The sequence below is a fragment of the Streptomyces sp. NPDC001292 genome, assembly GCF_042896465.1.
Taxonomy (GTDB): Bacteria; Actinomycetota; Actinomycetes; order Streptomycetales; family Streptomycetaceae; genus Streptomyces.
In genome coordinates, this window is the sequence record NZ_JBIAXG010000012.1 from 67,566 (window position 1) to 90,033 (window position 22,468).

General features: G+C 70.4%; 22 protein-coding genes, 1 tRNA gene and 1 pseudogene. 14 read left to right on the plus strand and 10 right to left on the minus strand.

Features of this window, described 5'->3' with window-relative positions; translation table 11 throughout:
* Window positions 1-112: 112 nt before the first annotated feature.
* The 5 genes from acs to ACFY4A_RS15600 all read left to right on the plus strand — a co-directional run bounded on the left by acs (window position 113) and on the right by ACFY4A_RS15600 (window position 5,608).
* Window positions 113-2,077 (plus strand): acetate--CoA ligase, encoded by a 1,965-nt coding sequence (gene acs, locus ACFY4A_RS15580; RefSeq protein WP_390829963.1) that lies wholly within the window; start codon window positions 113-115, stop codon window positions 2,075-2,077.
* A gap of 218 nt (window positions 2,078-2,295) precedes the next feature.
* Complete coding sequence (nhaA, locus tag ACFY4A_RS15585) at window positions 2,296-3,738, plus strand: Na+/H+ antiporter NhaA (protein ID WP_390829964.1); 1,443 nt, start codon at window positions 2,296-2,298, stop codon at window positions 3,736-3,738.
* A 121-nt stretch (window positions 3,739-3,859) separates the two neighbouring features.
* Entirely contained in the window at window positions 3,860-4,354 is a 495-nt protein-coding gene (locus ACFY4A_RS15590) for a phage holin family protein (RefSeq protein ID WP_390829965.1), read from the plus strand.
* The gene (locus ACFY4A_RS15595) at window positions 4,351-5,301 is read left to right on the plus strand and encodes an alpha/beta fold hydrolase (protein WP_390829966.1); all 951 of its coding nucleotides are present in this window, start codon (window positions 4,351-4,353) and stop codon (window positions 5,299-5,301) included. The genes ACFY4A_RS15590 and ACFY4A_RS15595 overlap by 4 nt, the downstream gene beginning before the upstream one ends.
* Window positions 5,302-5,428: 127 nt before the next feature.
* Window positions 5,429-5,608 carry a hypothetical protein gene (locus ACFY4A_RS15600; RefSeq protein ID WP_225076961.1) on the plus strand — a complete coding sequence of 60 codons (180 nt, stop codon included), beginning with the start codon at window positions 5,429-5,431 and terminating at the stop codon, window positions 5,606-5,608.
* Between the two features lie 21 nt (window positions 5,609-5,629).
* On the opposite strand, the gene ACFY4A_RS15605 is transcribed toward ACFY4A_RS15600, so the two are convergent.
* From ACFY4A_RS15605 to nth, 3 genes are all read right to left on the minus strand, one after another.
* Window positions 5,630-6,829, minus strand: a complete 1,200-nt coding sequence (locus ACFY4A_RS15605) for a MarP family serine protease (protein WP_390829967.1) — start codon at window positions 6,827-6,829, stop codon at window positions 5,630-5,632.
* A 96-nt stretch (window positions 6,830-6,925) separates the two neighbouring features.
* Window positions 6,926-7,630: an NUDIX hydrolase gene (locus ACFY4A_RS15610; RefSeq protein ID WP_390829968.1), complete on the minus strand. Its 705-nt coding sequence runs from the start codon at window positions 7,628-7,630 to the stop codon at window positions 6,926-6,928.
* A 69-nt stretch (window positions 7,631-7,699) separates the two neighbouring features.
* A complete protein-coding gene (nth, locus tag ACFY4A_RS15615) occupies window positions 7,700-8,752 on the minus strand; it encodes an endonuclease III (RefSeq protein ID WP_390829969.1) in 1,053 nt (350 codons plus the stop codon).
* A 308-nt stretch (window positions 8,753-9,060) separates the two neighbouring features.
* Here nth and ACFY4A_RS15620 point away from each other — a divergent pair, with 308 nt between their 5' ends.
* The gene (locus ACFY4A_RS15620; RefSeq protein ID WP_028421034.1) at window positions 9,061-9,735 is read left to right on the plus strand and encodes a Crp/Fnr family transcriptional regulator; all 675 of its coding nucleotides are present in this window, start codon (window positions 9,061-9,063) and stop codon (window positions 9,733-9,735) included.
* A gap of 84 nt (window positions 9,736-9,819) precedes the next feature.
* Here ACFY4A_RS15620 and ACFY4A_RS15625 read toward each other — a convergent pair whose 3' ends face one another.
* The 4 genes from ACFY4A_RS15625 to ACFY4A_RS15640 all read right to left on the minus strand — a co-directional run bounded on the left by ACFY4A_RS15625 (window position 9,820) and on the right by ACFY4A_RS15640 (window position 12,254).
* Complete coding sequence (locus ACFY4A_RS15625; protein WP_390829970.1) at window positions 9,820-10,650, minus strand: MBL fold metallo-hydrolase; 831 nt, start codon at window positions 10,648-10,650, stop codon at window positions 9,820-9,822.
* A gap of 43 nt (window positions 10,651-10,693) precedes the next feature.
* Window positions 10,694-11,563, minus strand: a complete 870-nt coding sequence (locus ACFY4A_RS15630; protein ID WP_390829971.1) for an NUDIX hydrolase — start codon at window positions 11,561-11,563, stop codon at window positions 10,694-10,696.
* 71 nt (window positions 11,564-11,634) lie between these two features.
* On the minus strand, window positions 11,635-12,099 hold the full coding sequence (locus ACFY4A_RS15635; protein WP_390829972.1) for a RidA family protein: 465 nt from the start codon (window positions 12,097-12,099) through the stop codon (window positions 11,635-11,637).
* Window positions 12,096-12,254: a DUF4177 domain-containing protein gene (locus ACFY4A_RS15640; protein WP_009189813.1), complete on the minus strand. Its 159-nt coding sequence runs from the start codon at window positions 12,252-12,254 to the stop codon at window positions 12,096-12,098. Before ACFY4A_RS15640 ends, ACFY4A_RS15635 begins: the two co-directional genes overlap by 4 nt.
* Before the next feature lie 106 nt (window positions 12,255-12,360).
* On the opposite strand from ACFY4A_RS15640, the gene ACFY4A_RS15645 reads away from it, so the two are divergent.
* Window positions 12,361-13,338 carry an ArsA family ATPase gene (locus ACFY4A_RS15645; RefSeq protein ID WP_390829973.1) on the plus strand — a complete coding sequence of 326 codons (978 nt, stop codon included), beginning with the start codon at window positions 12,361-12,363 and terminating at the stop codon, window positions 13,336-13,338.
* On the plus strand, window positions 13,335-14,711 hold the full coding sequence (locus tag ACFY4A_RS15650) for an ArsA family ATPase (protein WP_390829974.1): 1,377 nt from the start codon (window positions 13,335-13,337) through the stop codon (window positions 14,709-14,711). The genes ACFY4A_RS15645 and ACFY4A_RS15650 overlap by 4 nt, the downstream gene beginning before the upstream one ends.
* A gap of 173 nt (window positions 14,712-14,884) precedes the next feature.
* Here the strand turns inward: ACFY4A_RS15650 and ACFY4A_RS15655 are convergent, their stop codons facing one another.
* The gene (locus ACFY4A_RS15655; RefSeq protein WP_172632898.1) at window positions 14,885-15,223 is read right to left on the minus strand and encodes a WhiB family transcriptional regulator; all 339 of its coding nucleotides are present in this window, start codon (window positions 15,221-15,223) and stop codon (window positions 14,885-14,887) included.
* 638 nt (window positions 15,224-15,861) lie between these two features.
* Here ACFY4A_RS15655 and ACFY4A_RS15660 point away from each other — a divergent pair.
* Complete coding sequence (locus ACFY4A_RS15660) at window positions 15,862-18,099, plus strand: transglycosylase domain-containing protein (protein WP_390829975.1); 2,238 nt, start codon at window positions 15,862-15,864, stop codon at window positions 18,097-18,099.
* A 111-nt stretch (window positions 18,100-18,210) separates the two neighbouring features.
* Here the strand turns inward: ACFY4A_RS15660 and ACFY4A_RS15665 are convergent, their stop codons facing one another.
* The gene (locus ACFY4A_RS15665) at window positions 18,211-18,675 is read right to left on the minus strand and encodes a GatB/YqeY domain-containing protein (RefSeq protein WP_390829976.1); all 465 of its coding nucleotides are present in this window, start codon (window positions 18,673-18,675) and stop codon (window positions 18,211-18,213) included.
* Window positions 18,676-18,825: 150 nt separating this feature from the next.
* Here ACFY4A_RS15665 and ACFY4A_RS15670 point away from each other — a divergent pair, with 150 nt between their 5' ends.
* The 5 genes from ACFY4A_RS15670 (at window position 18,826) to ACFY4A_RS15690 (ending at window position 21,648) form a co-directional block, all read left to right on the plus strand.
* Window positions 18,826-19,752: a metallophosphoesterase gene (locus tag ACFY4A_RS15670; RefSeq protein ID WP_390829977.1), complete on the plus strand. Its 927-nt coding sequence runs from the start codon at window positions 18,826-18,828 to the stop codon at window positions 19,750-19,752.
* Window positions 19,753-19,906: 154 nt separating this feature from the next.
* On the plus strand, window positions 19,907-20,740 hold the full coding sequence (locus ACFY4A_RS15675) for a Pr6Pr family membrane protein (RefSeq protein WP_390829978.1): 834 nt from the start codon (window positions 19,907-19,909) through the stop codon (window positions 20,738-20,740).
* 33 nt (window positions 20,741-20,773) lie between these two features.
* Window positions 20,774-20,847, plus strand: a tRNA-Pro gene (locus tag ACFY4A_RS15680).
* Window positions 20,848-20,926: 79 nt separating this feature from the next.
* Window positions 20,927-21,526, plus strand: coding sequence for an ABC transporter ATP-binding protein (locus ACFY4A_RS15685; RefSeq protein ID WP_390829979.1), 600 nt, complete (start codon window positions 20,927-20,929; stop codon window positions 21,524-21,526).
* On the plus strand, window positions 21,523-21,648 hold the full coding sequence (locus ACFY4A_RS15690; protein ID WP_390829980.1) for a hypothetical protein: 126 nt from the start codon (window positions 21,523-21,525) through the stop codon (window positions 21,646-21,648). Before ACFY4A_RS15685 ends, ACFY4A_RS15690 begins: the two co-directional genes overlap by 4 nt.
* On the opposite strand, the pseudogene ACFY4A_RS15695 reads toward ACFY4A_RS15690, so the two are convergent.
* A pseudogene (locus tag ACFY4A_RS15695) lies at window positions 21,611-21,873 on the minus strand (hypothetical protein). The gene ACFY4A_RS15690 and the pseudogene ACFY4A_RS15695 sit on opposite strands and share 38 nt — an antisense overlap.
* Between the last annotated feature and the right edge of the window lie 595 nt (window positions 21,874-22,468).

Genomic DNA, 22,468 nt, shown 5'->3' on the forward strand with positions numbered 1-22,468 from the left:
CGTGACCCGTGGGTGAGCGGCTGTCAGGATGGGGAGGGGTTGACCGACGCCCGGGGGCCCTCAGAGAATCGGACGCATTGAATGGTCTAAACCACTGGGACGGTGTGCGACGATGGCAGACAACGAGCGTTCTTCACTCTCCAACCTCCTGAAGGAGGAGCGACGTTTCGCGCCGCCCGCCGACCTGGCCGCGAACGCCAACGTCACGGCGGACGCGTACGAGCAGGCCAAGGCAGACAGGCTCGGTTTCTGGGCGGAGCAGGCCCGGCGGCTGACCTGGGCCGCGGAGCCGACCGAGACGCTCGACTGGTCGAACCCGCCGTTCGCCAAGTGGTTCAAGGACGGCACGCTCAACGTGGCGTACAACTGCGTCGACCGGCATGTCGAGGCCGGGCACGGCGACCGCGTCGCGATCCACTTCGAGGGTGAGCCCGGCGACCACCGCGCCATCACCTACGCCGAGCTCAAGGACGAGGTGTCCAGGGCCGCGAACGCTCTGCTCGAACTCGGCGTCCGGAAGGGCGACCGGGTCGCGATCTACATGCCGATGATCCCGGAGACCGCGGTCGCGATGCTGGCCTGCGCCAGGATCGGTGCCACGCACTCGGTGGTCTTCGGCGGCTTCTCCGCGGACGCGCTCGCCACTCGCATCCAGGACGCCGACGCCAGGGTCGTGATCACCGCCGACGGCGGCTATCGGCGCGGCAAGCCGTCGGCGCTCAAGCCGGCCGTCGACGAGGCGGTCGGGCGCGTGGACAACGTCGACCACGTGGTCGTGGTCCGCCGCACCGGCCAGGAGGTCGCCTGGACCGAGGGCCGGGACCTGTGGTGGCACGAACTCGTCGACGGTCAGCAGGCCGAGCACACCCCCGAGGCGTTCGAGGCGGAACACCCGCTGTTCATCCTCTACACCTCGGGCACGACGGGGAAGCCGAAGGGCATCCTGCACACCTCCGGCGGCTACCTCACGCAGGTCGCGTACACGCACTGGGCGGTCTTCGACCTCAAGCCGGAGACCGACGTGTTCTGGTGCACCGCCGACGTCGGCTGGGTCACCGGCCACTCGTACATCGTGTACGGACCGCTGGCCAACGGTGCGACGCAGGTGATGTACGAGGGCACGCCGGACACCCCGCACCAGGGCCGCTTCTGGGAGATCGTGCAGAAGTACGGCGTGACGGTTCTCTACACGGCGCCGACCGCGATCCGTACCTTCATGAAGTGGGGCGACGACATCCCCGCGAAGTTCGACCTGTCCTCCCTGCGCATCCTCGGCTCGGTCGGCGAACCGATCAACCCGGAGGCGTGGATCTGGTACCGCAAGAACATCGGCGGCGACCGCACCCCGGTCGTCGACACCTGGTGGCAGACGGAGACCGGCGGCATCATGATCTCCCCGCTGCCGGGGATGACCGACGCCAAGCCCGGCTCGGCCCAGCGGCCGCTGCCCGGCATCTCCGCCACCGTGGTGGACGACGAGGCGAACGAGGTGTCCAACGGCGGCGGTGGCTACCTGGTGCTCACCGAGCCGTGGCCGTCGATGCTGCGCACCATCTGGGGCGACGACCAGCGGTTCATCGACACCTACTGGTCGCGGTTCGAGCGCCGGTACTTCGCCGGTGACGGCGCCAAGAAGGACGACGACGGCGACATCTGGCTGCTCGGCCGCGTCGACGACGTGATGCTCGTGTCCGGGCACAACATCTCCACCACCGAGGTCGAGTCCGCCCTCGTCTCCCACCCGTCGGTCGCCGAGGCGGCCGTGGTCGGCGCGGCGGACGAGACCACCGGACAGGCGATCGTCGCGTTCGTGATCCTGCGCGGCGCGGTCACGGAGACCGAGACCCTGGTCGGCGAGTTGCGCGACCACGTCGGCTCGACGCTCGGCCCGATCGCCAAGCCCAAGCGGATCCTGCCGGTGGCGGAGCTGCCGAAGACCCGGTCCGGGAAGATCATGCGGCGCCTGCTGCGTGACGTGGCGGAGAACCGGCAGCTCGGAGACGTCACGACCCTGACCGACTCCACCGTCATGGACCTCATCCAGGCCAAGCTCCCCGCGTCGCCCAGCGAGGACTGAGCGAGGAACGCCCGGGAGTGGGCGAGGACTGAGTACGGCGTCAAGGGGCACTCGGCGGAACAAGCGCCGGGTGCCCCTTCCGCACCCCGGGAAGACGCCGGACCCGCTCGGCCCGCCTTGGGTAAGGTAGGCGAGAGAACACAACAGAAGAGACCCTCAGGTGCGCCGGGAAGTCTGGTCGGCATGTGTTCCGTCCTGCCCACCGACCGGAGGTTCCCGTGGCCGCGCCCCGCACCGACACCCCTGCCCGCAAGTTCCTCGGACGCCTGTCCCTGCCCGAGCGGAACTTCGTGGCGGACGCGCTGCGCACCGAGACCGTCGGTGGTGTGATCCTCCTCCTCGCCGCGGTCGCCGCCCTGCTCTGGGCGAACATCCCAGCCCTGCGCGCCAGCTACGAGAGCGTCGGACACTTCCACCTCGGCCCCGCCTCCCTCGGCCTGAACCTCTCCGTGGAGCACTGGGCCGCCGACGGACTGCTCGCCGTCTTCTTCTTCGTCGCCGGAATCGAGCTCAAGCGCGAACTCGTCGCCGGAGACCTCAAAGACGGCAGAGCCGCGATCCTGCCGGTGATCGCCGCGCTGTGCGGCATGGCTGCACCCGCCGTCGTCTACGCCCTGACCAACCTCGTCTCGGACGGCTCGCTCAGCGGCTGGGCGGTGCCGACCGCCACGGACATCGCCTTCGCGCTCGCCGTGCTCGCGGTCATCGGCACCTCGCTGCCCAGCGCCCTGCGCGCCTTCCTGCTGACGCTCGCCGTCGTCGACGACCTGTTCGCGATCCTGATCATCGCCGTCTTCTTCACCGGAAACCTGAACTTCGCCGCGCTCGGCGGGGCGGCGGCCGGCCTCCTCGTCTTCTGGCTGCTGCTGCGCAAGGGCGTGCGCGGCTGGTACGTGTACGTGCCGCTCGCCCTGGTCATCTGGGCGCTGATGTACAACAGCGGCGTACACGCCACCATCGCGGGCGTCGCGATGGGCCTGATGCTGCGCTGCGCCCCCCACGAGGGCGAGGAGACCTCCCCCGGCGAGCGCATCGAGCACCTCGTACGGCCCCTTTCGGCGGGCCTGGCGGTACCGCTGTTCGCCCTGTTCAGCGCGGGCGTCTCTGTCTCGGGCGGGGCGCTGGCCACCGTGTTCACCCGGCCCGAGACACTCGGCGTCGTCCTCGGGCTGGTCGTCGGCAAGACGGTCGGCATCTTCGGCGGGACCTGGCTCGCCGCCCGCTTCACCAGGGCGTCGCTCAGCGAGGACCTCGCCTGGGCCGACCTGTTCGCCGTGGCGACGCTCGCCGGGATCGGCTTCACCGTCTCCCTGCTCATCGGCGAACTGGCCTTCGACGGCGACGTGGCGCTCACCGACGAGGTCAAGGCCTCCGTCCTCGCCGGTTCCCTCATCGCGGCGATTCTGGCGACCGTCCTGCTGAAGATACGCAACGCCCGGTACCTGAAGCTGTGCGAGTCCGAAGAGCGGGACGACGACCTCGACGGCATCCCCGACGTCTACGAGCAGGACGACCCCGCCTACCACCTGCGCATGGCCGAGATTCTCGAGCGGAAGGCCGCCGAGCACCGCCGGCTCGCCGAGGCGAGGACCGCCGAACGGTCCGGAGGGCTTGCCGAAGTGCCGGGCAGGGCAGGCGAGGAGGACGGCGGTCCGGCATGATCTGACGGGACGGTACAAATGACAGGAGCGTTCCCAGTCGGGCAGAAGTCAGGCAGTGGCAGCAGCCGGACGCAAGCCAAGCGGAACACAGTCCGAAGTCAGGCAGGAGAGGAAGACCGCGATGAGCGCACCCGACGGCAGCCCGGTCGGCGCCGAACGCAGTATCGGCCAGCTGTTCGCCTCGGCGACCACCGAAATGTCGGCGCTGGTGCACGACGAGATCGCACTGGCCAAGGCCCAGCTGCGGCAGGACTTCAAGCGCGGCGCGACCAGCGGCGGCGTGTTCACCGTGGCCGGTGCGCTGCTGCTGTTCTCGCTGCCGATGCTCAACTTCGCGCTTGCGTACGGCATTCGCACCTGGAGCAACTGGAACCTCGCCCTCTGCTTCCTGCTCTCCTTCTCGGCCAATGTCCTCATCGCCGGCGTACTGGCGCTGATCGGCGTGTTCCTCGCGAAGAGGACGAAGAAGAGCCAGGGCCCGCAGAAGGTCGCCGCGTCCATGAAGGCGACGGCAGGGGTGCTCCAGAAGGCCAAGCCGCACCCGCGCCCGGAGCCGGCCGCCCTGGAGGACCGCTCCCCCGCGGCCATCGAGGCCGTGGCACGCTCGACCTCATGACGGAGCCCGCCACCACTTCGGCCCAATCGACGCCGGTCGTCCGGATCGACCTGCCCGGCGGCAGGAAGGTGACGCACCGCGACGTCGCGGCCAACGGCGCCCGTTTCCACATCGCCGAGCTCGGCGACGGACCGCTGGTCCTGCTGCTGCACGGCTTCCCGCAGTTCTGGTGGACGTGGCGGCACCAGTTGGTCGCCCTCGCCGACGCCGGCTTCCGGGCCGTCGCGATGGACCTGCGCGGTGTGGGCGGCAGCGACCGTACGCCCCGCGGGTACGACCCGGCCAACCTCGCCCTCGACATCACCGGCGTGGTCCGCTCGCTCGGCGAGCCGGACGCCGCGCTGGTCGGCCACGACCTCGGCGGCTATCTGGCGTGGACGGCGGCCGCGATGCGCCCCAAGCTGGTTCGGCGGCTCGCGGTCGCCTCGATGCCGCACCCCAGGCGCTGGCGTTCGGCGATGCTCGGGGACGTCCGGCAGACGGCCGCGAGTTCGTACATCTGGGGGTTCCAGCGGCCCTGGATCCCCGAGCGGCAGCTCACCGCCGACAACGGTGCCCTGGTGGCCCGGCTCGTACGGGACTGGTCGGGACCGCGGCTGCCCGACGACGAGGCGGTGGAGACGTACCGCCGCGCCATGTGCATCCCATCGACGGCGCACTGCTCCGTCGAGCCGTACCGCTGGCTGGTGCGCTCCCTGGCCCGCCCCGACGGCATCCAGTTCTACCGCCGGATGAAGCGGCCCGTGCGCGTGCCGACACTGCACCTGCACGGCTCCCTCGACCCCGTCCAGCGCGCCCGCAGCGCGGCCGGCTCGGGCGAGTACGTCGAAGCCCCGTACCGCTGGCGCCTCTTCGACGGCCTGGGCCACTTCCCGCACGAAGAGGATCCGATGGCGTTCTCGACGGAGCTGGTCAACTGGCTGAAAGACCCCGAGCCGGATCGGTGATCCTGCCGACGCGCCCGGTATCCGAACGTGAACAGCTGTCCTGCGAACTGCCAATTGCCCGGCGCATAGGCCAATTGGGGACTCCGCGGGCGGTTATCGACCATGGGGCGGGGGCAGACGTCCCGGTATGGGCTGGACGCACGACTACAACGACGTAGCACGCACCCGCCGTTCGGTGAGCGGTCCCAACTCCCACCAGCGCGGCACTCCGCAGCTGACGGACACGGACCCACGGGTGGGCATTCCCCGCATCCTGCGCCGCCGAGCGCGCTGGGTCTCGGTACGCCTGCGTCACAGCCGCGGCTGACCCGGCACCGGCCGGCACGGCCTACAGCGCGCAGTCGTCGCTGCCCACCTGCTGGTTCGCGGTACGGCCCTGCGCGATGTCCTGCTCGATCTCGTCGACCGTGAGCGCGTAGCCCGTGTCGGCGTCGTCGAGGGACTTGGCGAACACCACGCCGTACACCCTGCCGTCGGTCGTGAGCAGTGGGCCGCCGGAGTTGCCCTGGCGCACGGTCGCGTACAGCGAGTAGACGTCACGGCGCACGGTGTCGCGGTGGTAGATGTCCGGGCCACTGGCCGTGATGCGCCCGCGCACGCGCGCGGCACGGACGTCGTACGCCCCGTTCTCCGGGAAGCCGGCGACGATCGCGCCGTCGCCGCTGCGCGCGTCCGTGCTGGTGAACTTCAGGGCCGGCGCCTTCAGGTCCGGCACGTCGAGCACGGCGATGTCGCGGTGCCAGTCGTACAGGACGACCTTGGCGTCGTACTTCCTTCCCTCGCCGCCTATCTGGACGGTGGGTTCGTCGACACCGCCCACGACGTGCGCGTTGGTCATGACGCGGCGGTTTCCGAAGACGAAGCCGCTGCCCTCCAGCACCTTGCCGCAACTGCGCGCGGTGCCCATGACCTTGACGACGGACTGCTTGGCGCGCAGGGCGACGGCGCTGTTCACCAGCGCCGGGTCCGGGGGCCGTACGTCGGTGATGGGCTCGTTGGCGAACGGGCTGAAGACCTGCGGGAAGCCGTTCTGCGCGAGGACGGAGGTGAAGTCCGCGAACCAGGTGTCGGCCTGCGCGGGCAGCGCCTCGGAGACCCCGAGCAGCACCCGGGAGTTGCGCACCTCCTTGCCCAGCGTCGGTATCGTCGTGCTGCCGAGGGCCGAGCCGATCAGCCAGGCGACCAGCAGCATGGCGACGACGTTGACCAGGGCGCCGCCGGTCGCGTCCAGGGCGCGGGCCGGGGACCAGGTGATGTACACGCGCAGTTTGCTGCCGAGGTGGGTGGTCAGGGCCTGGCCGACCGAGGCGCAGACGATCACGACGATGACCGCGACGACGGCCGCGGTGGTGCTGACCGGTGTGTTGTCCGTCATCGCGTCCCAGATGACCGGGAGCGTGTACACGGCTAGGAGCCCGCCGCCCAGGAAGCCGATCACCGACAGGATGCCGACGACGAATCCCTGGCGGTAGCCCACGACCGCGAACCACGCGGCGGCGATCAGCAGCAGGATGTCCAGCACGTTCACCGCGTCGAGCCTCGCCTCATCATGTTCCGATCACTCCGGGCCGGCACGTCGTCCTGGAGTTCCGCCCCCGGCTGCACCGCCGCGGTGCCCACCCTGTCACGACCGCCAGTCGAGCGGGACCTGCTTGTCGCGGTCCCAGGGCCGCTCCCAGCCCGCGTAGTGGAGCAGGCGGTCGATGATCCCGGCGGTGAAGCCCCACACGAGGGCTGATTCGACCAGGAATGCCGGACCTCGGTGGCCGCTGGGGTGGACGGTCGTGGCCCGGTTGTCGGGGTTCGTGAGATCCGCCACGGGCACCGTGAACACGCGGGCGGTCTCCGCCGGGTCGACGACGCCGACCGGGCTGGGCTCGCGCCACCAGCCGAGCACGGGCGTGACGACGAAGCCGCTGACCGGGATGTACAGCCGGGGCAGCGCGCCGAACAGCTGGACGCCGCCCGGCTCGAGCCCGGTCTCCTCCTCGGCCTCGCGCAGCGCGGCCCGCAGCGGGCCCTCGCCCTGCGGGTCGCCGTCCTCCGGGTCGAGCGCCCCGCCGGGGAACGACGGCTGGCCGGCGTGCGAGCGCAGCGAGCTCGCCCGCTCCATGAGCAGCAGTTCGGGTCCGCGCTCGGCCTCACCGAAGAGAACCAGGACGGCGGACTGGCGTCCCGCGCCGTTCTCCGGCGGCAGGAAGCGGCTCAGCTGGACCGGCCGGACCGTCTCGGCCACGCGGACGACCGGCTCGAGCCAGCCGGGCAGCCCCTCCGTGCTGAGCGCCACCGAGCCGTCCTGGGTTCCGCTCGCCTCACTCGCCCGCGTCATCGCCACCCCGTGCCCCTCGCCGTCCTGCCGTGTCCAACGCCCGACGGCACCGAGATCGTTCCGCCGGTGTCATCCGGCCCCCAGCGGCGGTGCCGGCCTGCCGCCCGCGTCCAGGTAGGACTGCGGCGGCTTGAGGCGCTGGCCCGGGAAGCCGCCCTTTTCGTACTTCAGCAGCTTCTTCGCCTTCTCCGGATCCGTCTCGCCCTCGCCGTAGGCCGGGCAGAGCGGGGCGATCGGGCAGGCGCCGCACGCGGGCTTGCGGGCGTGGCAGATACGGCGGCCGTGGAAGATCACGTGGTGCGAGAGCATCGTCCAGTCACTCTTGGGGAAGAGCGCGGCGACGGCGGCCTCGATCTTGTCGGGGTCGGTCTCCTCGGTCCACTGCCAGCGCCGCACCAGCCGCTGGAAGTGCGTGTCCACGGTCAGGCCGGGCCGGCCGAAGGCGTTGCCGAGGACCACGAAGGCGGTCTTGCGGCCGACGCCGGGGAGCTTGACGAGATCCTCCAGCCGCCCCGGGACCTCGCCGCCGAACTCCTCCACCAGCGCCTTGGACAGGCCTATCACCGACTTGGTCTTGGCCCGGAAGAAGCCGGTGGGCCGCAGGATCTCCTCGACCTCCTCGGGGTTCGCCGCGGCGAGGTCCTCCGGAGCGGGGTACCTGGCGAACAGCGCGGGCGTGGTCTGGTTGACCCTGAGGTCCGTGGTCTGGGCCGACAGGACCGTGGCCACCAGCAGCTGGAAGGGGTTCTCGAAGTCCAGCTCGGGGTGGGCGTAGGGGTACGCCTCGGCGAGCTCGCGGTTGATACGGCGGGCACGGCGGACCAGGGCCGTGCCCGACTCGTTCTTCGGCGGCTTCGGAGCGAGCGTCTTCGCCGGCGCGACCTTCTTGACGGCGGCGGTGGCCTTCTTCGGCGCGGCCGCCACCTTCCGGGGAGCCACGGCCTTCCTGACCGCGGCCGCGCCCTGGGCGGGGGCCGCCTTCTTGGCGCGGGCCGTCTTCTTCTCGGCTGCCGTCTTCTTCTCGGCTGCCGCCTTCTTCGTGGGTGCCTCGCTCTTCGCCTGTGCCGCCTTCTTCGCCGGTGCCGCCTTCTTCACGGGTGCCTTTTTCGCCGCTTTTGCCATGTTCGTTCCATCGTCGGGTCCTTGTTCGCCCACAGCGGAATCCTGACCTGCAACCACCCGCCCAGCCCCCTCGGCCTGCGCTCTCACCGGCGATTTGGACACCCGGCCAGCCTAAGGCCCAGCACCGACATCCGCTCCTGACCCCGGGGATCGGCCCCCGATTGGCCCCCTGCCGCGTATGCGGGCACATCAGTGCGGCATCCTTGTGACAGATCACACTGTTTGGACCGTCCGGCAAAATGGGGAACACGGACCCCTGGCACACGGGGGAACAAGATCCTCTGAGCAGGTCGACAAGGAGAGAACTCGTGGACGACGTTCTGCGGCGCAATCCGCTCTTCGCGGCGCTCGACGACGAGCAGGCCGCGGAGCTCCGCGCCTCCATGACGGAGGTGACACTCGCACGAGGCGACTCGTTGTTCCACGAGGGCGACCCGGGCGACCGTCTCTACGTGGTCACCGAGGGCAAGGTCAAGCTGCACCGCACGTCCCCGGACGGCCGCGAGAACATGCTGGCCGTCGTCGGCCCCGGCGAGCTCATCGGCGAACTGTCGCTGTTCGACCCGGGCCCGCGCACCGCGACCGCGACCGCGCTGACCGAAGTCAAGATGCTCGCCCTCGGACACGGCGACCTCCAGCCCTGGCTGAACGCGCGGCCCGAGGTGGCCGGCGCCCTGCTGCGCGCCGTCGCCCGGCGCCTGCGCAAGACCAACGACCAGATGTCGGACCTGGTCTTCTCCGACGTTCCGGGCCGTGTAGCCCGCGCCCTGCTGGACCTCTCCCGCCGCTTCGGCGTGCAGTCCGAGGAGGGCATCCACGTGGTGCACGACCTCACCCAGGAGGAGCTGGCCCAGCTGGTCGGCGCCTCCCGCGAGACCGTGAACAAGGCCCTGGCAGACTTCGCCCAGCGCGGCTGGCTCCGCCTGGAGGCCCGCGCGGTGATCCTGCTGGACGTGGAGCGCCTCGCGAAGCGCTCGCGCTGACCCGTCCGCGGTCCTGTGGGCCCCGTCCCGGCCGGGACGGGGCCTCTTCGTCGACCGGTCGGGCGGGGCCCCCACCGTCGGCCGTCAGATGAGACCGTGCTCCCTGAGGTACTCCAGCTGGGCGCGCACCGAGAGCTCGGCGGCCGGCCACAGGGAGCGGTCGACGTCGGCGTACACGTGGGCGACGACCTGGGACGGGGTCCGGTGGCCGGACTCGACGGCCGTCTCGACCTGGGCGAGCCGGTGGGCCCGGTGGGCGAGGTAGAACTCGACGGCGCCCTGGGCGTCCTCCAGGACGGGGCCGTGGCCGGGCAGGACCGTGTGGACGCCGTCGTCGACCGTGAGGGACCTGAGCCGTCGCAGCGAGTCCAGGTAGTCGCCCAGACGGCCGTCGGGGTGCGCGACGACGGTCGTGCCGCGGCCCAGGATCGTGTCGCCGGTGAGCACGGCGCGGTCGGCCGGCAGGTGGAAGCAGAGGGAGTCGGCGGTGTGACCGGGGGTCGGTACGACCCTCAGCTCCAGCCCGCCCGCCTTGATCACGTCTCCCGCGCCCAGACCCTCGTCGCCCAGCCGCAGGGCCGGATCGAGCGCACGCACGCGCGTGCGGGTCAGCTCGGCGAAGCGGGCGGCGCCCTCGGCGTGGTCGGGGTGGCCGTGCGTCAGCAGGGTCAGCGTGATCCGCTTGCCCGCCTCCTCGGCGGTGGCGACCACCTGGGCCAGGTGGCCCTCGTCCAGCGGCCCGGGGTCGATCACCACGGCCAGGTCGGAGTCGGGCTCCGAGACGATCCACGTGTTGGTGCCGTCCAGGGTCATGGGGGACGCGTTGGGCGCGAGGACGTTGACGGCCCGCGCGGTGGCGGGGCCGGCCAGGGCACCGCCCCGGGGCTGTCCGGGTAGCGCTGCTGCGTCCGTCATGCGAGGGGGCCTTCCTGGACGTCGGTCGGGCGGCAGCGGCGGCTCACGCGCGCGCCGTGCCGCTCGGGATGTGCTTGGTGAACTCGTCGTGCCCTGGCCAGGTCAGGACCACCTCACCGTCCACCAGGCGGGCCTGAGCGAGCACGGGGGTCAGGTCGCGGGACCGTGCGGCGGTGAGCGCCTCGGCGGGGCTGCCGCAGGGCATCAGCTGGCGCAGGGTGGCGATGGTGGGCGGCATCATCAGCAGCTCGCCCCGGTCGTACGAGGCCGCCGCCTCAGCGGGGGTGATCCACACCGTGCGGTCGGCCTCCGTGGAGGCGTTCCGGGTGCGCTGGCCCTCGGGAAGGGCGGCCACGAAGAACCAGGTGTCGTAGCGGCGGGGCTCGAACTCGGGGGTGATCCAGCGGGTCCAGGCGCCCAGCAGGTCCGAGCGCAGGACCAGGCCCCGGCGGTCCAGGAACTTGGCGAACGACAGCTCACGGGCGACCAGGGCGGCGCGGTCGGCCTCCCAGTCGGCACCCGTGGTGTCGCCGACGACACAGTCCGCGTCGGGACCGGCAAGCAGGACGCCGGCCTCCTCGTAGGTCTCGCGGACGGCGGCGCAGACGATCGCCTGGGCCGCCTTCTCGCCGACGCCGAGCCGGTCGGCCCACCATGCGCGCGAGGGCCCCGTCCAACGGACGTGGTGGTCGTCGTCACGGGGGTCGACGCCACCGCCCGGGTACGCGTACGCGCCTCCGGCGAAGGCCATGGAGGCGCGTCTGCGCAGCATGTGCACCGCGGGACCGGAACCGGTCTCCTTCAGGAGCATGACGGTGGCCGCGCGCTTCGGCGTGACCGGTGTCAGGGTGCCGTCCGCGAGCGCGCGGATACGGTCCGGCCAGTCCGGGGGAAACCACTGCCCATTCGCCATGGGCGGAGGCTATCCCCTGGTGAGCGAATGTTCGAGAGGTGACCGAGGTCAGAGCCGGTTCCGGGCTCGGACTACGGCTCCAGCTCGACCTGGATCTCCACCTCCACCGGCGCGTCCAGCGGCAGCACCGCCACGCCGACCGCGCTGCGCGCGTGCACGCCCTTGTCCCCGAGGACCTCGGCCAGCAGCTCGCTGGCACCGTTGACGACCCCCGGCTGGCCGGTGAAATCCGCCGCCGAGGCGACGAAGCCCACGACCTTCACCACGCGCGCGACACGGTCCAGGTCGCCCGCGACGGACTTGACGGCCGCCAGGGCGTTCAGCGCACAGGTGCGCGCCAGCTCCTTGGCCTCCTCCGGGGTGACCTCCAGGCCCACCTTGCCGGTCACCGGGAGCTTGCCGTCCACCATCGGCAGCTGGCCGGCGGTGTAGACGTACACGCCGGACCGCACGGCGGGCTGGTAGGCGGCCAGCGGCGGCACGACCTCCGGCAGCCTCAGACCCAGCTCCGCCAGCTTCGCCTCGACCGCGCTCATGCCTGCTTCTCCCTCTTCAGGTAGGCCACCAACTGCTCGGGGTTCGGTCCGGGCACGACCTGGACGAGCTCCCAGCCGTCCTCGCCCCAGGTGTCCAGAATCTGCTTCGTGGCATGCACGAGCAGCGGCACGGTTGCGTATTCCCACTTGGTCATGGGGCCGACTGTATCCCTGCCGCCGGCGGGGCATGAGGCCGACCACGACGCCGGTTGTCCACAGCCTCCTGCGTGACCCGAGCGCGAACTGGTTAGTCTCGAATACGTGAGCAGGCTCCAGGTCGTCAGCGGCAAGGGCGGGACCGGAAAGACGACGGTCGCCGCCGCTCTCGCGCTGGCCCTGGCCACGGAGGGGAAGCGGACGCTCCTCGTCGAGGTCGAGGGCCGGCAGGGCATCGCGCAGCTCTTCGAGACGGAAGCGCTGCCCTACGAGGAACGGAAGATCGCGGTCGCTCCCGGGGGCGGGGAGGTGTACGCGCTGGCCATAGACCCCGAACTGGCCCTGCTGGACTACCTCCAGATGTTCTACAAGCTGGGCAGTGCCGGCCGGGCCCTGAAGAAGCTCGGCGCCATCGACTTCGCCACCACCATCGCGCCCGGACTCAGGGACGTCCTGCTGACCGGCAAGGCGTGCGAGGCGGTGCGGCGCAAGGAGCGCAGCGGACGGTTCGTCTACGACTACGTCGTCATGGACGCGCCGCCCACCGGGCGCATCACCCGCTTCCTCAACGTCAACGACGAGGTGGCGGGCCTGGCGAAGATCGGCCCGATACACAACCAGGCCCAGGCGGTGATGCGGGTGCTGAAGTCGCCCGAGACGGCCGTTCACCTGGTGGCGCTGCTGGAGGAGATGCCGGTCCAGGAGACCGTCGACGGCATCGCCGAACTGCGCGCCGCCCGGCTGCCGGTGGGGCGCATCATCGTGAACATGGTGCGCCCGCAGGTGCTGGACGCGGGCGACCTGGAACTCGTACGGACCGCTTCGCGCACCGCGCTCGCCCGGTCGTTGTCCTCCGCCGGGCTCGGCGGGGCGCGGAGCGGCCAGAACGCCGAGCGGCTGGTGGGTCCGCTGCTGGAACAGGCCGAGGAGTACGCCGAGCGTTACACGCTGGAGGAGGAGCAGCGGTCCGTGCTGAGCGAGCTGGGTCTGCCCCTGCACGAACTGCCGCTGCTCGCCGAGGGCATGGACCTGGCGGGCCTGTACGAACTGGCGACCGAGCTGCGGAAGCAGGGGATCTCATGAGCCCGGACCCGGCACCCGCGCGGGAGACCGCGCGCACCTCCCACCACGCGTACGACGGCGCCCGTCATCTGGCACCCACGCGCGTGCTCGAGGTCGACCCACTGCTCGACGACCCGACGACGCGGATCGTGGTGTGCTGCGGCTCGGGCGGGGTCGGCAAGACCACCACCGCGGCGGCCCTCGGCCTGCGCGCCGCCGAGCGCGGCCGCAAGGTGGTCGTCCTGACCATCGACCCGGCCCGCCGGCTCGCCCAGTCCATGGGCATCGACTCCCTGGACAACGTCCCGCGCCGGGTGAAGGGCACCGAGGGCGAGGGCGAGCTGCACGCCATGATGCTCGACATGAAGCGCACCTTCGACGAGGTCGTCGAGGCGCACGCGGACCCCGAGCGGGCGGCCGCGATCCTGGCCAACCCCTTCTACCAGTCGCTCTCCGCGGGCTTCGCCGGCACGCAGGAGTACATGGCGATGGAGAAGCTGGGCCAGCTGCGGGCCCGGGACGAGTGGGACCTCATCGTCGTCGACACCCCGCCCTCCCGCTCCGCCCTGGACTTCCTGGACGCGCCCAAGCGGCTCGGCTCCTTCCTCGACGGCCGGCTGATCCGGCTGCTGACCGCCCCGGCGAAGCTGGGCGGACGCGCGGGGATGAAGTTCCTGAACGTCGGGATGTCGATGATGACCGGCACGCTCGGCAAGCTGCTGGGCGGTCAGCTGCTCAAGGACGTCCAGACGTTCGTGGCCGCGATGGACACGACCTTCGGCGGCTTCCGTACCCGCGCGGACGCGACGTACAAACTGCTTCAGGCGCCGGGAACCGCGTTCCTGGTGGTCGCGGCCCCGGAGCGGGACGCGCTGCGCGAGGCCGCGTACTTCGTGGAGCGGCTGGCCGCGGAGAAGATGCCGCTGGCCGGTCTGGTGCTCAACCGAGTGCACGGCAGCGGCGCCGGTGAGCTGTCGGCCGAGCGGGCGCTCGCCGCCGCGGAAAATCTTGAGGAGTCCCGCATTGTGGATCAGCGGGACGGGAAAGCTGGACTTCGTAACTCTCCCGAAACGCACGGAAGTTCAGACTCTCCCAGCGCTCATCCCGATTCCGGTGCGCCTACCGCGGACCCCGAGGCGACCGCCGACGCCGGCTTCGAGCCGGAGCCGTCCGTCGACCAGGTCACCGCGGGCCTGCTGAGGCTGCATGCCGAGCGCATGCAGCTGCTCTTCCGCGAGCAGCGCACGCGTGACCGCTTCACCGCCCTGCATCCCGAGGTGGCGGTGGCCGAAGTGGCCGCGCTGCCCGGGGATGTGCACGACCTCGCGGGGCTGCGGGACATCGGAAACCGGCTCGCGGAACACCGCCGCGAGCTGCCCGAGCCGGGCGCCTGACGCGCGCCCGCCTGGGCTTCCGCGGTCCCTGCCCGCGGCGAAACGGCCACGGACACACGGACGAACCAGCAACACGCCAGGAGGGACGACTCCGCCGCCCAGGAGATGTGGCTCCGCCGCCCAGGAAGCAGGAAGACAGACCGTCCAGGAGGGCCGGCGCCTCAGCCCACCGCTCAGCCCACCGCCGCGTAGTCCTCGTACACCTGGTCGTCGGCGAGGGACACCAGTCCCGCGCCCCGCTCGTACTCCATGCGCGCGGTCTCCAGCAGCCGGCGCCAGGAGGTCACGGTCGGCCGCCGGCGCAGCAGTGCGCGGCGCTCACGCTCCGTCATGCCGCCCCAGACGCCGAACTCGACACGGTTGTCGAGCGCGTCGGCGAGACATTCGGTGCGAACCGGACATCCGGTGCACACCGCCTTGGCCCTGTTCTGCGCTGCTCCCTGAACGAACAGTTCATCCGGATCGGTAGTGCGACAGGCCGCCTGCGCACTCCAGTCGGTTACCCAGCCCATACCGGCGCCGTCCTCTCCCGAATCGAGGCTCCCCCACGGCGGCAGCGGCATATTCACCGCCGCCAGTTGAGGACGTTACGGAAGGTGGGCACAGCGCAACACCCCCAGCGGGCCCAATCTTGAATGGTCCGAACGGACTATGGGGAAACGGCAGATCACCCGGGGGAGTGAGCTGGCGACATGCGCGACATTCCCGGCAGAGTAGGGCAGTTACCGTGTGCCGCAGCGGACACCAGGTGACACACAGGGTGAATTCAGGCACGCATCCCACACGCCCCGACCGCGCGCCCCGACACCACGCGGACCACCCGACCAAAAAAGTCGAACGGAGCCGGAACGTTTCGGAGCTGCCGGACGTACTGATGCGTGATCGCACCGCTGTGACAGTCGAGAGCAGCTTAGGCCAAGGCATATACGCGTGTCCGGCGAATGAGAACGTAGACGCCTCACGTTGCCACGCATCAAGCGGCACCGGGGGCCCTGTTCGACAGTGGGCTGGTGAGCCGTGCCTGAGCGGTCACCGTGCGCGTCGAGGCGTTGCCTGCCCGGCCTCCCTTGGATGTCACGATCCTGCATTCGAACATTCCGAGGAGCCCCGCTCCGTCGGAACGCTCATGACTACGGATTAGGCTGCCCTCATGCCAAAGAAGCGCTCGGGCGGTGGTCTGTCGCCAACGCAGCAGGCCGCCAAGTTCCTCGGTGTCAGTGTGCTCGCGGGAGCCGTGATGGCGGGCATCGCACTGCCCGCGGCCGGCGCGCTGGGCCTGGCCGCCAAGGGGTCGGCCGCGGGGTTCGACGACATCCCGGCCAATCTCAAGCGTCCGCCGCTCAGCCAGCGGACCACGATCCTGGACAACAAGGGCGAGCAGATCGCCCAGGTCTACTCCCGCGACCGTACGGTGGTCCAACTGAAGGACATCTCGCCGTACATGCAGAAGGCGATCGTCGCGATCGAGGACTCGCGCTTCTACCAGCACGGCGCGATCGACCTGAAGGGCGTGCTGCGCGCGCTCAACAAGAACGCGCAGAGCGGCGGGGTCTCCCAGGGCGCCTCCACGCTCACCCAGCAGTACGTCAAGAACGTCTTCGTCGAGGAGGCAGGCGACGACCCGACGAAGGTCGCGGAGGCCACCCAGCAGACCATCGGCCGCAAGATCAAGGAACTGAAGTTCGCGATCCAGGTCGAACAGGACCTGGGCAAGAAGAAGATCCTCGAGAACTACCTGAACATCACGTTCTTCGGCCAGCAGGCCTACGGCATCGAGGCCGCCTCCCAGCGCTACTTCTCCAAGCACGCCAAGGACCTGACCCTGCCCGAGGCGGCGCTGCTCGCCGGCATCGTCCAGTCCCCGAGCCGCTACGACCCGGTCAACGACGAGGCCGAGGCCACCAAGCGGCGCAACGTCGTCCTGCAGCGCATGGCCAGTGTCGGCGACATCTCGCAGGCGGAGGCCGACAAGGCCAAGAAGGAGCCGTTGGGCCTGAACGTGACCCAGCCGCGCAACGGCTGCATCACGGCGGTCAGGGGCGCGGGCTTCTTCTGCGACTACGTCCGCGAAGTGTTCATGAACGACCCGGTGTTCGGTAAGACCCGGAAGGACCGGGCGAAGATCTGGAACCGCGGTGGTCTGACGATCCGCACGACGCTCGACCCTCAGGCGCAGGATTCCCTGGAGAAGGCCGTCCACGACCACGTCAACGCAAGCGACGCCGTGGCCACGGCCGCAACCATCGTCGAGCCCGGCACCGGCAAGATCCTCGCCATGGGCCAGTCCCGCCCGTACGGCTTCGGCAAGAACGAGACCCAGATCAACCTCTCGGTGGACAAGGCCATGGGCGGTGGCGCGGGCTACCAGCCCGGTTCCACGTTCAAGCCGATCGTGGCCGCGGCCGCCGTCGAGGGCGGCAAGCCCGCGACTCAGGAGTACTCCTCGCCCTACCGGATGCCGTACCCGAGCCCGGTCGCCGCCTGCGACGGCAAGAACTGGGTGAACACGAAGGGCACCGATCTCACCAACGAGAACGAGTCGGAGGTCGGCCCGTACGGCATGAAGGAGGCGACCGCCAAGTCGGTCAACACGTACTACGTGCAGCTGATCAGCGACATCGGCATCTGCCCGGTGACAAACATGGCCAACAAGTTGGGCGTGCGGCGCGCGGACGGCACGCCGATCGAGCAGAACCCCTCGATCGCGCTCGGCACCCAGGAGGTGTCGCCGCTGACCATGGCGAGCGCGTACGCCACGTTCGCCTCCCGCGGCGCGTACTGCACACCGATCGCCATCGAGTCGATCACTCAGGCCACCGGCAACCAGAGGAAGACCCTGGCCGTCCCGAAGTCGACCTGCTCGCGCGCGATGTCGGAGACCACCGCCGACACGATCAACACGCTCCTGAAGGGTGTGGTCGAGGACGGTACGGGCACGCAGGCCGGCCTCGGCGACCGTGCCAGCGCGGGCAAGACCGGTACGACGGACTTCCGCTACGCGGCCTGGTTCGTCGGCTACACGCCGAACATGGCGGGCGCGGTCTGGGTCGGCGACCCGGCGCACCAGCGACGCATGGTCAACATCACCATCGGCGGCACCCCCTACGAGAAGGTCTTCGGTGGCCAGGTCCCCGGCCCGATCTGGCGCGACATGATGTCGGGTGCGCTGGCGGGCAAGGACGCCCCGTCGTTCGACCTCGTCGACATCCCGGACGCGCCCAAGGAGCAGGACGAGCACAAGGGCAGGGACGGGGGAGACGGGAACGGGAACGGCGGGAACAACGACGGCGGCCCCTCCCCGAACCCGTCCTTCTCCGTCCCGGACGGCTTCTTCCAGGGCCAGAACGGCGGACCGCGCGGCAACGGCAACGGAGGACGCCGCGGCTGACGGGAAAGCGGCGGGGGCTCGGTCCCCCGCCGCCGCGACGAAGGGGCGCCGGCCATCCGCCGGCGCCCCTTCGTCGTGCGTACCCGGGTCCGTCCCCGAGGACCGGCCGGGTCAGCCGGCCAGAAGCTTCTTGACCGCGGCGGCGACGCGGCCGCCCTCGGCCTGGCCCGCGACCTTGGGGTTCACGATCTTCATGACCGCGCCCATGGCCCGCGGCCCCTCCGCGCCGGCGGCCTTCGCCTCCTCCACGGCCTGGGCGACGATCCGGTCCAGCTCCTCGTCGGACAGCTGCTTGGGCAGGTACGCGGCGAGCACCTCGCCCTCCGCCTTCTCCCTCTCGGCCGACTCGGCACGACCACCCTGCGCGAAGGCCTCGGCCGCCTCCCGGCGCTTCTTGGCCTCCTTGGTGATCACCTTGAGGATCTCGTCGTCGGAGAGCTCACGCTTCTCCTTGCCCGCGACCTCCTCCTTGGTGATCGCGGCGAGCGTCAGCCGGAGCGTCGAGGAGCGGAGCTCGTCACGCTCCTTGATCGCGGCGTTGAGGTCATCGTGCAGCTTCGACTTGAGCGTGGTCATGGGTTTGATTGTCGCAGGAACGGCAAGGCACCCGCGCGCCGATTTACGGAGCCCGGGGGAACGCCGATCTCCGGGCGGGGCCCGCCCGTTGGCTCCGCCGCGGACCACCGGCGATTTCCGCCGCACGGCACGGCCTGAGACGATGGACACATGCGCGCGCGATACGGAGTACCCCTGGGCATCACGGCGGTCGCGGCCGCCGGTCTCCTTTACTCTGCGGGGTTCGAAGCCCGCTCCTTCCGCCTGAGGAGGGTGACGGTCCCTGTCCTGCCCTCCGGCATGCGCCCCCTGCGCGTCCTTCAGGTCTCCGACATCCACATGGTCGGCGGCCAGCGCAAGAAGCAGCGCTGGCTGCGCTCGCTCGCCGGACTGCGCCCCGACTTCGTGATCAACACGGGCGACAACCTGTCCGACCCGGAAGGCGTGCCGGAGGTCCTCGACGCCCTCGGCCCGCTGATGGAGTTCCCGGGCGCGTACGTCTTCGGGTCCAACGACTACTACGGCCCCAAGCTGCGCAACCCCGCCCGCTACCTGCTGGAGAAGGCCACCGGTCGGCACGGCCTGAACGGCAACGCGCCCGCCGTGGGAGTGGTCCACAACCCGTGGGAGGACCTGCGCGACGGCTTCGACGCGGCCGGCTGGCTCAACCTCACGAACACTCGCGGCACCCTCAAGCTCGAGGGCCTCTCGGTGGAGCTGACGGGCCTGGACGACCCGCACATCAAGCGGGACCGCTACGCGAGGGTGGCGGGCGGCCCGTCCACCGCGGCGGACTTCTCGATGGGCGTGGTGCACGCCCCGTACCTGCGCGTCCTGGACGCCTTCACGGCCGACGACTATCCCCTGATCCTGGCCGGCCACACCCACGGCGGTCAGCTCTGCATCCCCTTCTACGGCGCCCTGGTCACCAACTGCGACCTGGACACCGACCGCGTGAAGGGCCTCTCCACCCACACCGCCGAGGGCCGCACGTCCTACCTGCACGTCTCAGCCGGCTGCGGCACCAACCGCTACACCCCGGTCCGCTTCGCCTGCCCGCCGGAGGCGACGCTGCTGACACTGGTGGAACGGCAGTGACGCGGTAGCGGTGCGGGACTGGGGGTCGGGGATGGTTTCCAACGGGTACGGACCCGGAACCGGGGGCGGATCCCCCTCCCCCCGGCACGGCAATCCGTAACACGAACGGGCTACCCGAATCGCCCCCTATGTCCACCCTCCCTAGCGTGAGGGCATGGCCGCCGAGACCCCCGAACCGCCCGAGGCGCCGGAGATACCTCCGACACCTTCCATTCCTCGGGACATACCGGAGCTCCCCGTGATCCCGGGCATCGTCAAGCTGATGCCCACCCCCTTCGTCCCCCCGGCCGCCGTCGTGGCGCCCACCCGCCACGTCTGGGCGGCGGCCTACCGTCACCTCACCGCCGCGGCGATCACGGCCGCCGTGGCCGTGGAACTGCACCTCGGCTCCCCGACCCGCGTCCTGAGCGCGTTCGCGATCCAGAGCAACATCCTCCTGGCCCTGGTCCTCTTCCTCTCGGCCCGCAGGGCCTCGACAGCCCGCCAGCCCCTGCCGGCCTGGCTGACCGGAGCAGCCGTGTTCTACGCCATGATCACGGCTCTCGTGCACCATGTAGTCCTGACCCGGACGTCGCCGGCGTTCTCGATCACGGGCGAGCCCGGCACCCACCCGCTCTGGCAGAAGGGAGCCACCCTGATCCTGCTGACGGCGGCCCCGATCGCCGCCCTCCTGGACTGGCTCCTGCTCACCGCGCCCGACCGCCTCCACCTGCACCAGGCCGCACCGTGGCTGCTCTATCCCCTGGCCTACCTGGTCCTCTCCCTCACCCGCGGCGAACTGCTTCCCGCCAGCGCCCCCGACCGCTACCTCCACCCCTTCCTGGACGTCTCCCAGCACGGCTACAAGCACGTCCTCGCCAACTCCCTCCTCCTGGGCCTCTCCTTCTACGCCCTGGCCCTCCTCCTCGTAGCCGTCGACCACACCCGCCCGAACCCGGTCCGCCGCCGCGCCAAAACCGGATTTCGCCTCTGGCCACCAGTGGGCTAAAGTAAACGTCGTCGCCGCGACAAGTAGCGACATCGGGGTGTGGCGCAGCTTGGCAGCGCGCTTCGTTCGGGACGAAGAGGTCGTGGGTTCAAATCCCGCCACCCCGACGCTGGTCAGAGGGCCAATCGCATGATCGCGATTGGCCCTCTGTCGTGCTCGGGGGGCCAAACAGGGGGCCAAACGAACTTGATCAGGCCACCGCGTCGCGCGCTGGTCGGCCCGAGCGGCTCCGGCAAGTCGACTTTGCTCAACTGCCTCGGCCTTCTCGACACCGCGAGCTCCGGCGCGATCCGCCACGAGGGCCGGGACATCACAGGCTTCGGGCCGCGCGCCTCCCGGCACTACCGGCGCGACGTCCTCGGCCACCTCTTCCAGCACTACGCCCTGATCGAGAACGCGACCGTCGCCGCCAACCTCGAAGTCGCCATGAAACCACGACGGAAGAGGGCGGACGCCCCGACCGTCACCGGAGCCCTTGAGCGCGTCGGGCTGGTCGGCCGGGAGAAGGAACAGGTCCACCGGCTCAGCGGCGGCGAACAGCAGCGCGTTGCCCTTGCCCGCCTCATCGTCAAGCAACCCGCCCTCGTCCTGGCCGACGAGCCCACGGGTGCGCTCGACCACGACAACACCAACCTGGTCGTCGACATCCTCCGCGCGATGAGCGAGGACGGCTGCGCCGTCGTCATCGCCACCCACAACGACGCGGTCCGCGACCGCTGTGACACCGTTCTGACCGTCGGAACCACGGCACAACCCGAACCCGTGCAAGGAAGGCAGCACGCATGAGAATCCGGCTCACCTGGGCCGCTCCCCTCGGAGTCCTCGCCCTCGCCGCCGTTGCGATCTTCGCCGTCTACGGCACACATGCCTTCACCATCGTCGGCCGGATCGGAGCGAAGATCTTCTGACCGTCGCGGGCAGACTCCACAGAAGGTGGTCGGCCTTCCCCGCCTTGATGTCGAGGATCAGGTTGCGCAGGGTCTCACGGCTGTCAGTGAGGTAACGATGGCCTCCCGGCCGTGGATGGCCACGTGGCCATTGCCGACGCCTCGGTCGTGCCGAGGCGGTAGCCCGGCAGCATACTGGTGGGCCCAGTGCCCGGACCATGCCGCACACCTTGCGCAACCTGGCACCGGACAACGAAGCAGTCGCCGAGCTGAACACGATCTGCGCTGTCGCAGTCCTCGGGAGCCATCTGGGAGCCGATTCGCTCCCGGCCCCCGCGACACCGCGCAAGACCAATCGACGCCCACTCTCTGACCTGCACGAACGTCGTCCAGGCCGGTAGCGATCACCACCGAACTCATTCGGAGGACGGTGAGGACCGAACGGTTGAACAGTCGGGACCGTGGCCGTGCCACAGCGGCGGCCTCTTCGGCCGTCCTGGGCCGTCCCTGCGCCGCCCGAGGTCACGCGACGCCGGCCGGCAACGACAGAAGCCCACGGCGTCTGCTGGTCAGAGCCGTGGGCTTCTTCAGGTCCGCCGGCCAGCGGGAGGGCTGGTCAGTAGACCGGCGAGTCAGGCCGCGCGGGGCAGACGGCCGTGCCGGACCCGTGCCGGATCGTGCAGGGAACTCGGCTCGCCAATTGAACACCCGTCACAAGATGGTCAAGAAGGCTTCATGTGGCCTTCACTTTCTCTTCACCTGCTGCACCAATTGACCCTGCGGCGCAGGCCGCTGTCCCAGCCGCACAGCCAGCGACCGGAGGAGAGGCGCACCGACGGGA